Source organism: Mycobacterium heidelbergense (assembly GCF_010730745.1).
Taxonomy (GTDB): Bacteria; Actinomycetota; Actinomycetes; order Mycobacteriales; family Mycobacteriaceae; genus Mycobacterium; species Mycobacterium heidelbergense.
Window position 1 is genome coordinate 3,317,360 of the sequence record NZ_AP022615.1, and the last position, 16,575, is coordinate 3,333,934.

Below are 16,575 nucleotides of genomic sequence, written 5' to 3' on the forward strand. Positions count from 1 at the left end.
TGCGTGTCTGTACAGCGACACGCCGTCACGGGCGTACAACTGCGCACGCTCGCGCCAAAGGGCTTAAGGCACCACCGTCGAGCCGATGGTCGGCATGAACTGGCACTGCTTTTCCTTGGTGGTGACCTGTCCGAAGATGGTCGACATGACGCTGCCCGAGCCGGTGTCGACGATCCCGGTGAGCGTCGTCGGCCCGTCCGGGTTGATGTCGGTGCGCGGCTTGAGCGTGACCGTTCCCGACTTGCCGGTGGTCAGGTTCACCCAGGTGACATTCAATGGCAGCTTCTGCACCTCGGCCGGCCCGGGCGTGCCCACGGCGGTGAACACGTAGGCGGTCTGGCCGGGTCCGGGACCGGGCGTCGGTATCTTCGCCGGCCCCGCCACCGAGAGCGCGGTCGCGATCGAACTACTGCCGTCCGCAAGGCAATTGGTGCCGATCGAGGGATACATGAAGTCCTGCGTGGGCGGGGCGTCCGGGCCGAAATTCGGGGTCGCCGCAGCCGGAGCCGGGGCCGGTTCAGGAGCCGCCGCCGGTTCAGGAGCCGGCGCGGGCGCCGCGACGGGCTCGGCGGTGCCTGGCACCGCGGCCGAAGGGGCCGTGGCCGAAGGGGCCGCCGCCGGAGGAGCGGCCGCCAAAGGGGCCGCCGCAACGGGCCCGGGACCCGCCGCGTGGGCCGGATCGATGCCCGGCGGCAGGTGCGACTGTAGGCCGGGCTCGATGCCGACCGCCGGGACGTGCGCCGCCGGGGCGGCGTCGGGGGCGGCGACACCGGCCGGCGCGCCCGGTTCCTGCACGAACTGATTCACCGACGCGGCAACGTTTTTCGATTCGTTGGGCGCCGTCGAATTGTGGGTGAAAGCTTGAGCGGCGGCCATCAGCAGCTGTGTCGCCTGCGTGGGATCGCTGGCCGCCTGCTGGATGATCGGGCTCAGCTGCGAGAGCGCCGGCAGGCCCGGGAGCTGTTGGGCGGAGCTCGGCTGCGGTGTCGGTTGCGGTGCCGCCGGATCGGCCGCCGCGCTCGGGCAGACCCCGAACGCGGCAGCCGACGCCGTGACGACAGCGGCCAAACCTTTGGACAGATTCCAAGTGGTTGCCACGATGTCCTCCGGTCGTTGGTAGTGGATTAGGCGTCTAACCGGCCGCTCACGGCAGGGCCGCGAGCAGCGGCGCCACCGGTCCGGCGGGGCTGGCCGGCGCCGGTGCCGCCGGTGCGGCCGGAGCCTGCCCCGAGGCCAGTGCCGTCAGATCCTGCGGAAACGTCAGCTGCCCGGGCATATTGACCGGCAGGCTGGACGGCAGCGCCGGCATGTTCACCTTCGCCTGCGGGATCTGAGGGACGGCCGGAGCGGCGGGAGCCGCGGGTGCCGATAGCCCCGGGATGCCGGACAGCCCCGGAATCGAAGGGGCGGCCGGGGCGGCGGGTGCCGCCGGTGCCTGCGCCAACCCCGGGATCGAGCTGAGCCCCGGGATCGTCGGAGCCGCGGGGCTGGCGGCCGTTGCCGACGACGTGAGCCCCGGAATCGAAGGAATCGCCGCCGGAGACGACGCCGGCGCGGTGGCCGAGGGGACCCCCGGGAAGCTGATGCCGGGGGTGGCCGGCGCCGCCGGGGGCGTCGCGCCGAGGGCGGTAGCGAGGTTTTGCAGGATTTGTGGCGCGTTGGCCGCCGAGCTGATCAGCTGTTGCGGAATGTTCGGCACGGGTGGGGCCGGCACGGGGTCGGCGTGGGCGATTCCGCCCGTCAGTAGCGCTGCGGACGAACCGACCACGACGGCGGTTGCACGCAAGTAAGTCCAGATGGTTGGCATGACTCTCCCTGGTTATCGATGACAGGTCCTGCGCCGAAGTTACTTTGATACTGATGTGACTCAAGTGACACGTGTGGCATTTATTCGATCGTTACGGATACGAGTGACGGCGGTGACCGGGCGCCCGCTCGCTAAAGTCGGGCGGATAGACACCATCCCGACCGCCCCGGCGGCGCCCCTCACGCGGCGGCTGGCGAGTGCGCTCCAGGCGGCCGCCCCGGCGCTGTTGATCGTGAGCGTCGCCGCGCGGCTCGCCTGGACGTACCTAACGCCCCACGGCGCGAACTTCGTCGACCTGCACGTTTACCTCGGCGGCGCCGCCGCCCTCGACCATCCGGGCACGCTGTACCGCTACGTCTACGCCGAGCAGACCCCCGACTTTCCGCTGCCGTTCACGTACCCGCCGTTCGCGGCCGTCGTCTTCTACCCGCTGCATCTATTGCCGTTCGGCCTGGTCGCCTTCCTGTGGCAGGTCGCGACGATGGCGGCGTTGTACGGCGCGGTCCGGATCAGCCAGCGCGTGATGGGCGTGCCCGCCGGCGCCGGTCGGCGTGTCGCGATGTTGTGGACGGCGGCCACCATCTGGATAGAGCCGCTGCGCAGCACGTTCGACTACGGGCAGGTCAACGTGTTGCTGATGCTCGCGGTGCTGTGGGCGGCCTACACCACCCGGTGGTGGCTATCGGGGCTGCTGGTCGGCGTGGCGGCCGGAATCAAGCTGACGCCGGCGATCTCCGGCGTCTATTTCGCCGGCGTTCGGCGGTGGGCCGCGGTGGCCTTTTCGGCGGTTGTCTTCCTCGCCACCGTCGGGGCGTCGGCGCTCGTCGTCGGCGATCAGACGCGCTACTACTTCTTCGACCTGCTCGGCGACGCGCACCGCGTCGGGCCCATCGCCACCTCGTTCAATCAGTCCTGGCGCGGCGGCATATCCCGGATCCTGGGCCACGACGCCGGTTACGGCCCGCCGGTCCTGGCCGCCATCGCCGTCACGGCCGTGCTGGCCGCGCTGGCTTGGCGGGCGCTGGACGGGTCGGACCGGCTCGGCAAGCTGCTGGTGGTCGAGCTGTTCGGGCTGCTGCTCTCGCCGATTTCGTGGACCCACCACTGGGTGTGGCTGGTGCCGCTGATGATGTGGGCGATTCACGGGCCGGCCCGCGGACGCCCCGGCGCCCCAGCGGTGGGCTGGGGTTGGTTGGCGCTCACCATCATTGGCGTGCCGTGGTTGCTGAGCTTCGCTCAACCGACCATCTGGCAAATCAGCCGGCCGTGGTATCTGGCCTGGGCCGGGCTGGTCTACATCGTGGCGGCGGTGGCGACGTTGGCCTGGATCGCCGCCACCGGCGGGCGCGCCGAGCGTCACGCTGGCGTGGCCGCCGCCGCCGAACGTCACGCCAGCGTGGCAGCCGACGAGGAGGGCGGGCGCGACGCCGCGCCGAAGGATTAGCTCCCGACGATCCCGTCGATGTCGCGCGCCATCGCGATGTCGTTTTGGGTGATGCCGCCCGCGGAATGCGTGACAAGAGCGAAAGTCACCGTCCGCCAACGGATGTCGATATCCGGGTGGTGATCCTTGCTCTCGGCGTGCTCGGCCACCCGGCGGACGGCGTCGATGCCGTCGAGAAACGTCGGAAACTTGATCGACCGGCGCAGGGCCCCGCCGGAACGCTCCCATCCGTTGAGGTCGGGCAGTGCGGCGTCTACTTCCTCATCCGTTAACACAGCCATGTCCCGACCGTATACCGTCACTGGCCATGCCGACCCAGGTCGTCGTCGCCGCAGCGATCATCTCCGGCTCCAGGGTGTTGGTGGCGCAGCGGGCCCGGCCGCCGGAGTTGGCCGGCCGCTGGGAACTGCCCGGCGGCAAGGTCGCGCCCGGCGAAACCGAACGCGACGCGCTGGCCCGGGAGCTGGCCGAGGAGCTGGGCCTGCGGATCGGCGACATCGCGGTGGGGGACCGCCTCGGCGACGACATCCCGCTCAACGGCGCGGCGACGCTGCGGGCGTATCGTGTGCGGTTGATTCGCGGCGAACCGCACCCGCATGAGCACCGCGCGCTGCGCTGGGTGACGGCGGCGGAACTGCACGAGGTCGACTGGGTGCCCGCCGATCGCGGCTGGCTGGGGGACCTGGCCCGAGCGCTTTGAGCAACCTCCCGACAAGTCCACAGTTTTCCTGCAGGCAATGTACAGCGCAGTTGCAGCTGACACGCGTGAAATCGGAAGGTAATAGCGACAATAGGACCGTAACCTCGATTTGCATGCCGATAGCGATCCCGATGGTTGTTTCGACGGTGTGGCCACGGCTGCCACGCCGGGCGTTGACGTCCCTTGGCGCAGAGCCGCAGGTTCCCGGCACGGGTTTTCGCTAACAGGGGAGCCTGGTCGGCCTATCGCCCGCGACCTAGGCTGGTGCGCCATCGCCGCCCGCCCGCAGGTCGCCGGGGCCGACATTCCCGAACACCACCCAACCGAGGTCGAACACACGGGCCCGACCACGAGGCGCGACGCGACGGAGTAGGAGGGTTACCCCTTGACTGTCACACCTCACGTTGGTGGACCGCTCGAGGAGCTACTGGAGCGCAGCGGGCGGTTTTTCACCCCGGGCGATTTCTCGGCCGACCTGCGCACCGTCACCCGGCAGGGCGGCCGCGAGGGCGACGTGTTCTACCGCGACCGGTGGAGCCACGACAAGGTGGTCCGCTCCACGCACGGGGTCAACTGCACCGGATCGTGCTCGTGGAAGATCTACGTCAAGGACGGGATCATCACCTGGGAAACCCAGCAGACCGACTATCCGTCGGTGGGTCCGGACCGGCCCGAATACGAGCCGCGCGGCTGCCCGCGTGGCGCGTCGTTCTCCTGGTACAGCTATTCGCCGACCCGGGTCCGCTATCCGTACGCCCGCGGCGTGCTGGTCGAGATGTTCCGCGAGGCCAAAGCCCGCCTGGGCGACCCGGTGCTGGCGTGGGCCGACATCCAGGCCGACCCGGAGCGCCGCCGCCGCTATCAGCGGGCCCGCGGCAAGGGCGGCCTGGTCCGGGTCAGCTGGGCCGAGGCCACCGAGCTGATCGCGGCGGCGCACGTGCACACCATCAAGACCTACGGCCCCGACCGGGTCGCCGGGTTTTCGCCGATCCCGGCGATGTCGATGGTGTCGTACACCGCCGGCTCGCGGTTCTACGAGCTGATCGGCGGCGCGATGACGTCGTTCTACGACTGGTACGCCGACCTGCCGGTGGCCTCGCCGCAGGTGTTCGGCGACCAGACCGACGTGCCGGAGTCCGGGGACTGGTGGGACGCGGCGTACCTGATGATGTGGGGCTCCAACGTCCCGATCACCCGGACCCCCGACGCGCACTGGATGGCGGAGGCCCGCTATCGCGGCACCAAGGTGGTGACCGTCAGCCCCGACTACGCCGACAACACCAAGTTCGCCGACGAGTGGATGCCGTGCGCCGCCGGCACCGACGGGGCGCTGGCCATGGCGATGGGCCACGTGATCCTGTCGGAATGCTATGTGCAAAAACAGGTTCCGTTCTTCGTCGACTTCGCGCGCCGCTACACCGATCTGCCGTTTCTGATCAAGCTCGAACAGCGCGGCGACATGCTGGTGCCCGGCAAGAACCTCACGGCGGCCGACATCGGCGGCGCGGTCGAAAACGCCTCGCTCAAACCGGCGGTGCTAGACGAAGCGACGAATTCCATTGTGGTGCCGCACGGTTCGCTCGGATTCCGGTACGGCGAGGACGGCGTCGGGAAGTGGAACCTCGATCTCGGCGGCGTGCTGCCGGCGCTCAGCGTGCGGGACGCGAACGCCACCGACACGGCGCTGGTCCACCTGCCCAGCTTCGACACGGTGAACGGCGAAGGCGGCACGGTCGCGCGCGGCGTGCCGGTGCGCCGCATCGGTAAGCACCTGGTGTGCACGGTATTCGATCTGATGCTGGCCCAGTACGCGGTGGCGCGTCCCGGGCTACCGGGCGAATGGCCCACCGGCTACGACGATCCGACGCAGCAGAACACCCCGGCGTGGCAGGAGCCGATCACCGGCGTATCGGCCGGGCAGGCCATCCGCGTGGCCAGGGAATTCGCCCGCAGCGCAGAGGAATCCGGCGGCCGCTCGATGATCATCATGGGCGGCGGCATCTGCCACTGGTTCCACAGCGACGCGATCTACCGTGCGGTGCTGGCGCTGCTGATGCTGACCGGGTCGATGGGTCGCAACGGCGGCGGGTGGGCGCACTACGTCGGCCAGGAGAAGGTGCGTCCGCTCACCGGGTTTCAGACGATGGCGATGGCCACCGATTGGTCGCGCCCGCCGCGGCAGGTGCCCGGCGCGTCGTACTGGTACGCGCACACCGACCAATGGCGCTACGACGGGTACGGCGCCGACAAGCTGGCCAGCCCGGTGGGCCGGGGCAGGTTCGCCGGCAAGCACACCATGGACCTGCTGGCCTCGGCTGTGGCGATGGGGTGGAGCCCGTTCTACCCGCAGTTCGACCGGTCCAGCCTGGAGGTCGCCGACGAGGCGCGCGCCGCCGACCGCGACGCCGCCGAGTACGTCGCCGAGCAGCTCGGCCAGCGCAAACTCAAGCTCGCCGTGACCGATCCGGATAACCCCGTCAACTGGCCGCGGGTGCTTACCGTGTGGCGGGCCAACCTGATTGGCTCGTCGGGCAAGGGCGGGGAGTACTTCCTGCGGCACCTGCTGGGGACCGATTCCAACGCGACGGCACTGCCGCCGGAGGACGGGGTACGGCCGGTCGACGTGGTGTGCGACGGCGAGATCCCGGAGGGCAAGCTCGATTTGATGATGTCGATCGACTTCCGGATGACCTCGACGACGTTGGTGTCCGATGTGGTGCTGCCCGCGGCCACCTGGTACGAGAAGGCCGACCTGTCCAGCACCGACATGCACCCGTACGTGCACGCGTTCAGCGCCGCCACCGATCCGCCGTGGGAAACCCGTTCGGACTTCGACGCTTTCGGCGCCATCGCCCGCGCCTTCAGCGCCATGGCCAAGCGTCATCTGGGGATTCGCAGCGATGTGGTGCTCACCGCGCTGCAGCACGACACCCCGGACGCGATGGCCTATCCCGACGGCGCCGAGCAGGACTGGCTGCACGACGGCGCCACCCCGGTGCCGGGGCGGACGATGGCCAAACTCACCGTCGTGGAACGCGATTACACCGCCATCTACGACAAGTGGGTGACCCTGGGCCCGCTCGTCGACAAGTTCGGGGTGACCACCAAAGGGATCACGGTGCATCCGTTCCGGGAGGTCGAGGAGTTGGCCGCCAGGTTCGGCGTGATGAATTCCGGTGTGGCGGCGGGCCGTCCGGCCATCACCACCGCCGCGCGGATGGCCGACGTGCTGCTGTTGTTGTCGGGGACGACCAACGGCCGGCTCGCCGTCGAGGGGTTCCGGGAGCTGGAGAAGCGCACGGGCCAGCGGCTGGCGCACCTGGCCGAGGGCAGCGAGGAGCGCCGCATCACCTACGCCGACACGCAGGCGCGCCCGGTCCCGGTGATCACCAGCCCGGAATGGTCGGGCAGCGAGACCGGCGGCCGCCGCTACGCGCCGTTCACCATCAACATCGAGAACCTCAAACCGTTCCACACGCTCACCGGGCGGATGCACTTCTATCTGGCCCACGACTGGGTCGAGGAGCTCGGCGAGCACCTGCCGGTGTTCCGCCCGCCGCTGGACATGGCGCGGCTGTTCGGGCAGCCCGAGCTCGGTCCGACTGACGACGGAGTCGGGCTCACCGTGCGGTATCTGACCCCGCACTCGAAGTGGTCGTTCCACTCCACCTACCAGGACAACCTGTACATGCTCTCGCTGTCGCGCGGCGGCCCGACCATGTGGATGAGCCCCGGCGACGCGGCGAAAATCCAAGTGCGCGACAACGATTGGGTCGAGGCGGTCAACGTCAACGGCATCTACGTGTGCCGGGCGATCGTCTCACACCGGATGCCCGACGGCGTGGTGTTCGTCTACCACGTGCAGGAACGCACCGTGGACACCCCGCGCACCGAGACCAACAACAAGCGCGGCGGCAACCACAACGCGCTGACCCGGGTGCGCATCAAGCCCAGCCACCTCGCCGGCGGCTACGCCCAGCATTCGTTCGCGTTCAACTACCTGGGGCCGACCGGCAACCAGCGTGACGAGGTGACGGTGGTGCGCCGTCGTAGTCAGGAAGTGCGGTACTGATGAACGGCCCGAGCGACGCGTGCGGAGCGAGACAATGAAAGTAATGGCGCAGCTGGCGATGGTGATGAACCTCGACAAATGCATCGGCTGCCACACCTGCTCGGTCACCTGCAAGCAGGCCTGGACCAACCGCTCGGGCACCGAGTACGTGTGGTTCAACAACGTGGAAACCCGTCCGGGCCAAGGCTATCCGCGCACCTACGAGGATCAGGAGCGCTGGCGCGGCGGCTGGATGCGCGACAAGAAGGGCCGGCTGCGGCTGCGCGACGGCGGCCGAATCCACAAGCTGCTGCGGATCTTCGCCAACCCCAAGCTGCCGACCATCGACGAATACTACGAGCCGTGGACCTACGACTACGAAAACCTGACCACGGCGCCGGCGGGTGACACCTTCCCCACGGCCGCGCCGCGGAGCCTGATCACCGGCGAGCCGATGAAGGTGTCGTGGGGACCGAACTGGGACGACAACCTGGCCGGGTCACCGGAAATCCTGTCCGGCGACCCGATCCTGAAGAAGGTCAGTGATGAGGTCAGGCTGAAGCTCGAAGAGACCTTCATGTTCTACCTGCCGCGGATCTGCGAGCACTGCCTCAACCCGTCCTGCGTGGCGTCGTGCCCGTCGGGGGCGATGTACAAGCGCAGCGAGGACGGCATCGTCCTGGTCGACCAGGACCGCTGCCGCGGCTGGCGGATGTGTGTGTCCGGATGCCCTTACAAGAAGGTGTATTTCAACCACAAGACCGGCAAGGCCGAGAAGTGCACGCTGTGCTATCCGCGGATGGAGGTCGGGCTGCCGACGATCTGCTCGGAGACCTGCGTGGGGCGGCTGCGTTATCTCGGGCTGGTGCTCTACGACGTCGACCGGGTGCTCGAGGCCGCGTCCGTGGAAGACGACAAAGACCTCTACGAGGCGCAGTGCCGAATCCTGTTGGATCCCAACGACCCCGAGGTGATCGCCGGCGCGCGCGCCGGCGGAATCTCCGACGAGTGGATCGAGGCCGCGCAGCGTTCCCCGGTGTACGCGCTGATCAACAAGTACAAGGTGGCGCTGCCGTTGCACCCGGAGTACCGGACCATGCCGATGGTCTGGTACATCCCGCCGCTGTCGCCGGTGGTCGACGCGGTCAGCCGGGACGGGCACGACGGCGAGGAGCTGGGCAACCTGTTCGGCGCGCTGGACGCGCTGCGCATCCCGATGCAATACCTGGCCGAATTGTTCACCGCGGGCGACACGCGCGTCGTCGAGGGTGTGCTGCGGCGGCTGGCCGCGATGCGCTCCTACATGCGCGACATCAACCTGGGCCGGGAGACCCAGCCCCACATACCGCACGCCGTCGGGATGACCGAGGAACAGCTCTACGACATGTACCGGCTGCTGGCGATCGCGAAATACGAAGAGCGATACGTCATTCCGACCGCCTTCGCCCCGCAGGCCCGCGACCTGGAAGAAATGGGATGCTCGCTGTCGGGCGAGGGCGGGCCCGGAATGTACGAATCCGGTCCGTTCGGTGAGGGCAGCGGCACCCCGATGCCGGTTGCCGTGGAGACGTTCCATGCCCTGAAGCAGCGTCAGCACGGCGAGGACACGGAAAACGCCGGCGGCGGCGACCTTTCGGGTCGCGTCCGCGGGGGTGGCCGGTCCCGGGTCAACCTGCTCAACTGGGATGGTAACGGCGTGCCCGCTGGCCTGTTCCCCGAGTCGGACCCGGTGCAGCGATGAGGCTGCTGGCCCAGGTCCGGGAACGGGCGAGCAACCGGACGATGCGGGACCGGCTGGTGTGGCAGGCGGCGTCGCTGCTGCTCGCGTATCCGGACGACGGGCTCGCCGACCGGCTGGACACCGTCGACGAGCTGCTGGGTCACACGGGTGGTTCCGCGGCCGCGCTGCTGGGCCGGACGGTCGCGGCCCTGCGCGCCCTCGAACCGATGGCCGCCGCGACGGGCTACGTCGAAACCTTCGACATGCGCCGGCGCGCCACCATGTACCTGACGTACTGGACCGCCGGGGATACGCGCAACCGCGGCCGGGAAATGCTGAGGTTCGCCGGCGCCTACCGGGACGCGGGTGTCGAGCCGCCGCGGGCCGAGGCGCCGGATTACCTGCCCGTCGTCCTCGAATTCGCCGCCACGGTCGATCCCGAGGCCGGGCGCCGCCTGCTGACGGAGCACCGCGTTCCGATCGACATCCTGCGGGGCGCCCTGGTGGACGCCACGTCGCCCTACCAACACGCGATCGCGGCGGTCTGCGAGACGCTACCGGTCGCAACCGACCAGGAGGCGCGTCGGGCGGAACGGCTCGCGGAGGCCGGCCCTCCCACGGAAGCCGTTGGGCTGCAACCGTTCACCCTGACCGTTCCGCCGAAACGCACCCAGGGGGGCTGACGTTGGTGCACATGAAGTTGATCGAGATCTTCTGGGACGACGTGCCTTACGTCGTCCTGGCGGCCGCGGCCGTCGGCACCTGGTGGCGGTACCGCTACGACAAGTTCGGCTGGACCACCCGTTCGTCGCAGATCTACGAGTCGAAGTTGCTGTCGATCGGCAGCCCGCTGTTCCACTTCGGCAGCCTGATGGTCATCATGGGCCACGTCATGGGCCTCTTCATTCCGGAATCGTGGACCCGGGCGGTCGGGATGAACGATCACCTGTATCACCTGCAGGCGCTGCTGCTCGGCGTGCCCGCCGGCTTCGCCGCCGTGACCGGTATCGGGTTGCTGATCTACCGGCGGCGCACGCATGGAGCGGTCTTCCTGGCGACCACCCGCAACGACAAGCTGATGTACCTGGTGCTCACCTGCGCGTTGCTGGCGGGGCTGTGCTGCACCCTGGCGGGCGCCACACACTTCGGCGAGCTGCACGACTATCGGCAGAAGGTGTCGGTCTGGTTCCGCTCGATCTGGATCCTCGATCCGCGCGGGGACCTGATGGCGCACGCCGCGTTCTACTACCAGATCCACGTGGTGATCGCGCTCGCGTTGTTTGCCCTGTGGCCGTTCACCCGGCTGGTGCACGCGTTCAGCGCGCCCATCGCCTACCTGTTCCGGCCCTACATCGTGTACCGCACCCGCGAGGTGGCGGCAGACCGATTGGTGGGCTCGGCGCCGCGCCGCCCCGGGTGGTAGGCGCGCGCCGAGCGTGCGCTGAGGGTGACGACACGCCGGCCGCGGCCGCCCTGGGTGCACGTTGGACGAGCGGTCCGCGTGATTGGCCGGGTTCGCTATCTCCGGCGCCCGCTGCCAGAATCACCGACGTGCCATTCCGCAATGTCGCCATCGTCGCCCACGTCGACCACGGCAAAACCACCCTGGTCGACGCCATGCTGCGGCAGTCCGGCGCGCTGCACGAGCGCGGTGAGGTGCAGGAACGCGTCATGGACACCGGCGACCTGGAACGGGAGAAGGGCATCACCATCCTGGCCAAGAACACCGCCGTGCACCGCCACGACCCGGACGGGACGGTGACCGTGATCAACGTCATCGATACCCCGGGCCACGCCGACTTCGGCGGTGAGGTGGAGCGCGGGCTGTCCATGGTGGACGGGGTGCTGCTGCTGGTCGACGCGTCCGAGGGCCCGCTGCCGCAGACCCGGTTCGTGCTGCGCAAGGCGCTGGCCGCCCACCTGCCCGTGATCCTCGTCGTCAACAAGACCGACCGGCCCGACGCGCGCATCGCCGAGGTGGTGGAGGCCAGCCACGACCTGCTGCTCGACGTGGCATCGGATCTCGACGACGAGGCGGCCGCGGCCGCCGAGCACGCGCTGGGCCTGCCGACGCTGTACGCGTCCGGGCGCGCCGGGGTCGCGAGCACCACACAGCCGGCCGACGGTCACGTTCCCGACGGCACCAACCTGGACCCGCTGTTCGAGGTCCTCGAAGAGCATGTGCCGCCGCCCCAAGGCGACCCCGACGCGCCGCTGCAGGCCCTGGTCACCAACCTGGACGCGTCCACCTTCCTGGGCCGGCTGGCGCTGATCCGCATCTACAACGGACGCATCCGCAAGGGCCAGCAGGTGGCGTGGATCCGCGAGGAGGGCACGGCGACCGCCAAGATCACCGAGCTGCTGGCCACCGAGGGCGTGGAACGCAACCCGACCGACGAGGCCGTCGCCGGCGATATCGTCGCCGTCGCCGGCCTGCCCGAGATCATGATCGGCGACACGCTGGCCGATCTGACGAATCCCGTTGCGCTGCCAAGGATTACCGTCGACGAACCGGCGATCTCGGTGACGATCGGGACCAACACCTCGCCGCTGGCGGGCAAGGTGCCCGGCCACAAGCTCACGGCGCGGATGGTCCGCAACCGGCTGGACGCCGAGCTGGTGGGCAACGTGTCGATCCGCGTCGTCGACATCGGCGCGCCCGACGCCTGGGAGGTGCAGGGCCGCGGCGAGCTGGCGCTGGCCGTGCTGGTCGAGCAGATGCGGCGGGAGGGCTTCGAGCTGACCGTGGGCAAGCCGCAGGTGGTGACCAAGACCGTCGACGGCAAGCTGCACGAGCCGTTCGAGGCGATGACCGTCGACTGCCCGGAGGAATACGTCGGCGCCGTCACGCAATTGATGGCCGCGCGCAAGGGCCGCATGGTCGACATGGCCAACCACACCACCGGCTGGGTGCGGATGGATTTCGTGGTGCCCAGCCGCGGCCTGATCGGGTGGCGCACCGACTTCCTCACCGAGACCCGCGGCACCGGCGTCGGGCACGCGGTGTTCGACGGGTACAAGCCGTGGGCGGGGGAGATCCGGGCCCGGCACACCGGGTCGCTGGTGTCCGACCGGTCCGGCACCATCACCCCGTTCGCGCTGCTGCAGCTCGCCGATCGCGGCCAGTTCTTCGTCGAGCCCGGCCAGGACACTTACCAGGGCATGGTGGTCGGAATCAACCCGCGCCCGGAGGACCTCGACGTCAACGTCACCCGCGAGAAGAAGCTGACCAACATGCGGTCGTCGACCGCGGACGTCATGGAGACGCTGGCCAAGCCGCTCGAGCTCGACCTGGAACAGGCCATGGAGTTCTGCGCGCCCGACGAGTGCGTCGAGGTGACCCCCGAGATCGTGCGGGTCCGCAAGGTCGAGCTGGACGCGACCGCCCGGGCCCGCAGCCGGGCGCGGGCCAAGGCCCGGGGCTAGCCACTTGGCGCGCCCGCCCCGCGAGCCGGGGGCCACCGCGAAATCTCGCCCCTGGATTCGCGGCCCCGTTACGCTCGCGAGGCCCCTCGATACCCTGATGGGCGTGCCGAGACGAGCCCGCCGCCTTTTCATGACGGTTGGCGTGGTGGTCTCGCTGGTCGGGCTGGCGCTGGCGGCCTGTACCGTCAACCCTCCGCCGGCGCCGCAAAGCACCGATACGCCGCACAACTCGCCGCCGCCGCCGCAGCGGCCCACCCAGATCATCATGGGCATCGACTCGATCGGCGCCGGGTTCAACCCGCACCTGCTGTCGGACCTGTCGCCGGTCAACGCCGCGATCAGCGCGCTGGTGTTGCCCAGCGCGTTTCGCCCGGTGCCCGACCCCAACACGCCGACGGGTTCGCGCTGGGAGATGGACCCGACCCTGTTGGTGTCCGCGGAGGTGACCAACCAAAACCCGTTCACCGTGACCTACAAGATCCGGCCCGAGGCGCAGTGGACCGACAACGCCCCAATCGCCGCCGACGACTTCTGGTACCTATGGCGGCAGATGGTCAGCCAGCCGGGGGTGGTCGATCCGGCCGGATACGACCTCATCACCGGCGTCCAATCGCTCGAGGGCGGCAAACAGGCCGTCGTCACCTTCACGCAGCCGTATCCGGCCTGGAAGGAGCTGTTCAGCAACATCCTGCCGGCCCACATCGTCAAGGACGTGCCGGGCGGTTTCGCCGCCGGGCTGGCCCGGGCCCTGCCGGTCACCGGTGGGCAGTTCCGGGTGGAGAGCATCGACCCCCAGCGCGACGAAATCCTGATCGCCCGCAACGACCGCTACTGGGGGCCGCCCGCCAAGCCCGCCCTGATCCTGTTCCGCCGTGCCGGCGCGCCGGCCGCGCTGGCCGACTCGGTGCGCAACGGCGACACCCAGGTGGCCCAGGTGCACGGGGGCTCGGCGGCCTTCGCGCAGCTGTCGGCCATCCCGGACGTGCGGACCGCGAGGATCGTGACGCCGCGGGTCATGCAGCTCACGCTGCGCGCCAACGAGCCCAAGCTGTCCGACACCCAGGTCCGCAAGGCGATCCTGGGGTTGCTCGACGTTGACCTGCTGGCGGCCGTGGGCGCGGGCAGCGACAACACCGTCACGCTGGCGCAGGCGCAGATCCGGTCGCCGAGCGATCCCGGCTACGAGCCGACCGCGCCCCCGGCGATGACCACGCAGGCGGCGCTGGCGTTGCTGTCGTCGTCCGGATATCAGGTCGAGACCACCGCGTCGGCGTCGCCGGCGCCGACGCCCGCGAGCACCGGGCCGCCGGAGGTCATTCGCGGCCGGATCAGCAAGGACGGCCAACAGCTGTCGCTGGTGATCGGGGTGGCGGCGAACGACCCGACCTCGGTGGCGGTGGCCAACACGGCCGCCGACCAGTTGCGCAACGTCGGCATCGCCGCCCACGTCCTGGCGCTGGACCCGGTGATGCTGTATCGCGACGCGCTGGACAACAACCAGGTGGACGCGATCGTCGGCTGGCATCGGGCCGGCGGAAACCTGGCGACGCTGCTGGCGTCGCGGTACGGCTGCCCGGCGCTGGAGTCCACGCAGGTGTCGACCTCCAGCGCCCCCACCACGACGGCCGCCGCCGTGCCGCCGGGCCCGGCCCCGGCCCCGCCCAGCCACCCGCCCGACCCGGGCGCGCTGGTGCAGGCGCCGTCGAACCTCACGGGCATCTGCGACCGCAGCATCCAGTCGAACATCGACGCCGCCCTCAACGGCGTCAAGAGCATCAACGACGTGATCACCGCCGTCGAGCCGCGGCTGTGGAACATGTCGACCGTGTTGCCGATCCTGCAGGACACCACCATCGTCGCGGCGGGCCCCAGCGTGCACAACGTCAGCCTGTCGGGCGCCGTCCCCGTCGGCATCGTCGGCGATGCCGGCCAGTGGATCAAAACTGGGCCATAAGGCGGCGCGATATTGAACATTCAGGATTCTGAAAACAGCTATTTGCGAAAACACTTATTTTCGCCCAGCCGTGGCGATACGCTTGCTCATCCGTAGGATCTGCATGGCTGGGTGCCTGCCCAGTGGGACCCACTAGTCGGAGGTGCACGATGTCGTTCCTGTTCGCGATGCCGGAGTGGGTGTCGGCGGCGGCAACGGATCTGGCGGGTATCGGATCGACGATCAGCACGGCCAACGTTGCTGCGGCAGTCTCGACGACCGGGATCATGCCGGCGGCCCTCGATGAGGTGTCGGCGGGCGTCGCGGCGCTGTTCGGCGCGCACGGCCAGGCATACCAGGCGATCAGCGCCCAGGCGACGCAGTTCCACGAGCAGTTCGTGCAGGCCATGACCGCGACCGCGAGCGCGTACGCCAATGCCGAGGCCAACGTCGTGCAGACCCTGACGAGCACGATCGCCGCGCCCGCCCAGGCCGCGGCGGCCGCCGCGAGCGGGCCGGGCAACCTCTTGCAGCAACTCGAGGCCGCGGAGATCAACTTCAACACCAACCTGGTGAACGGCGAACTCAGCCTCAACCATTGGCTGCTGACCAACGAGGTCGGGCTCGAACAAGCCATCTTCGGCACCAACAGCGCCCTCAACGGTGTGATCAACCGCGGCTTCAACGCCGGCAACCTGCTGGTGGGCACGGGTGAGCAAGCGATCAACAGCCTGGTGGGCGCGCCGGCGCCGACGAGCTTGACCTCCAGCCTGCTGACAGGCAGCGCGGCGCAGGTCTTCAACAGCGGCGCGATCGGCGGCCCGCTGGGCTCCTTCGACCAGAGCCTGGTGGTCGGCGCCGACTTCGCCGGCCTCCTGCTGGGCAGCCAGCCCGGGCAGGCGCTGTTGAGCCTGCTGCCGGCATCCACCCAGGCGGCCTTGGCGAGCGCGCCGGCGAATTTCCTGAAGGGACTCGAGACGGCGCAGCTCAGCTTCAACAGCAACCTGATCGGCAGCGAGTTCGGCCTCAACAATTCGTTGCTCACCCACGAGCTGGGGTTGGAGCAGGCCATTTTCGGCACCGACAGCGCGCTCAACGGCACGGTCAACCGCGGCTTCAACGTGGGCAACCTGCTGCTGGGCACCGGCGAGCAGGCCTTCAACACCCTTTCGGGCGCCCAGGTCGCGCAGCCGGCCTTCTTCCAGAGCCTGCTCACCGGCACCGGACAGCAGGTCTTCAACAGCGGCCAGATCGGCGGCCTGGTGGGCGCCTTCGATCAGAGCCTGGCGGCTGGCTTCGACCTGGCCGGCCTGTTCGTGGGGAGCTAAGCCTGAGCTAAGCCCGGCTGCCGCCCCATGAGGGCGCACCGAGCCGGACGGACCGAAAGTAACGGATTAATGACAAATTAATCCGAGCGAATATCCACAAACTCGGTTAATGCAAATAGGCGTTTTCAGGACGCCATTTCGATACGCTGCCGCCATCGCGACACCC

General features: G+C 69.2%; 12 protein-coding genes. 9 read left to right on the forward strand and 3 right to left on the reverse strand.

Annotated elements, in window-relative coordinates; translation table 11 throughout:
* Nucleotides 1-63: 63 nt before the first annotated feature.
* The gene (locus G6N25_RS15715; RefSeq protein WP_083073334.1) at nt 64-1,098 is read right to left on the reverse strand and encodes an Rv1157c family protein; all 1,035 of its coding nucleotides are present in this window, start codon (nt 1,096-1,098) and stop codon (nt 64-66) included.
* Between the two features lie 46 nt (nt 1,099-1,144).
* A complete protein-coding gene (locus G6N25_RS15720) occupies nt 1,145-1,807 on the reverse strand; it encodes a hypothetical protein (protein WP_083073335.1) in 663 nt (220 codons plus the stop codon).
* Nucleotides 1,808-1,904: 97 nt separating this feature from the next.
* Here G6N25_RS15720 and G6N25_RS15725 point away from each other — a divergent pair, with 97 nt between their 5' ends.
* Nucleotides 1,905-3,251, forward strand: coding sequence for a mannosyltransferase (locus tag G6N25_RS15725; protein WP_142272560.1), 1,347 nt, complete (start codon nt 1,905-1,907; stop codon nt 3,249-3,251).
* Here G6N25_RS15725 and G6N25_RS15730 read toward each other — a convergent pair.
* Nucleotides 3,248-3,532, reverse strand: coding sequence for a 4a-hydroxytetrahydrobiopterin dehydratase (locus G6N25_RS15730; RefSeq protein ID WP_083073337.1), 285 nt, complete (start codon nt 3,530-3,532; stop codon nt 3,248-3,250). The genes G6N25_RS15725 and G6N25_RS15730 overlap by 4 nt on opposite strands.
* Nucleotides 3,533-3,558: 26 nt before the next feature.
* Between G6N25_RS15730 and G6N25_RS15735 the strand changes: the two genes are divergently transcribed.
* The 8 genes from G6N25_RS15735 (at nt 3,559) to G6N25_RS15770 (ending at nt 16,409) form a co-directional block, all read left to right on the forward strand.
* A complete protein-coding gene (locus tag G6N25_RS15735; RefSeq protein ID WP_083073338.1) occupies nt 3,559-3,951 on the forward strand; it encodes a (deoxy)nucleoside triphosphate pyrophosphohydrolase in 393 nt (130 codons plus the stop codon).
* A 385-nt stretch (nt 3,952-4,336) separates the two neighbouring features.
* Complete coding sequence (locus G6N25_RS15740) at nt 4,337-8,023, forward strand: nitrate reductase subunit alpha (protein ID WP_083073339.1); 3,687 nt, start codon at nt 4,337-4,339, stop codon at nt 8,021-8,023.
* Nucleotides 8,024-8,057: 34 nt separating this feature from the next.
* Nucleotides 8,058-9,743, forward strand: coding sequence for a nitrate reductase subunit beta (gene narH, locus G6N25_RS15745; RefSeq protein WP_083073340.1), 1,686 nt, complete (start codon nt 8,058-8,060; stop codon nt 9,741-9,743).
* Nucleotides 9,740-10,405, forward strand: coding sequence for a nitrate reductase molybdenum cofactor assembly chaperone (narJ, locus tag G6N25_RS15750; RefSeq protein WP_083073341.1), 666 nt, complete (start codon nt 9,740-9,742; stop codon nt 10,403-10,405). Before narH ends, narJ begins: the two co-directional genes overlap by 4 nt.
* 11 nt (nt 10,406-10,416) lie before the next feature.
* Nucleotides 10,417-11,145, forward strand: coding sequence for a respiratory nitrate reductase subunit gamma (narI, locus tag G6N25_RS15755; RefSeq protein WP_083073342.1), 729 nt, complete (start codon nt 10,417-10,419; stop codon nt 11,143-11,145).
* A 128-nt stretch (nt 11,146-11,273) separates the two neighbouring features.
* Nucleotides 11,274-13,148, forward strand: a complete 1,875-nt coding sequence (gene typA / locus G6N25_RS15760; protein WP_083073343.1) for a translational GTPase TypA — start codon at nt 11,274-11,276, stop codon at nt 13,146-13,148.
* Between the two features lie 97 nt (nt 13,149-13,245).
* Entirely contained in the window at nt 13,246-15,102 is a 1,857-nt protein-coding gene (locus G6N25_RS15765) for an ABC transporter family substrate-binding protein (RefSeq protein WP_083073344.1), read from the forward strand.
* 149 nt (nt 15,103-15,251) lie between these two features.
* Nucleotides 15,252-16,409 carry a PE family protein gene (locus G6N25_RS15770; protein ID WP_083073345.1) on the forward strand — a complete coding sequence of 386 codons (1,158 nt, stop codon included), beginning with the start codon at nt 15,252-15,254 and terminating at the stop codon, nt 16,407-16,409.
* The last annotated feature ends 166 nt before the right edge of the window (nt 16,410-16,575 follow it).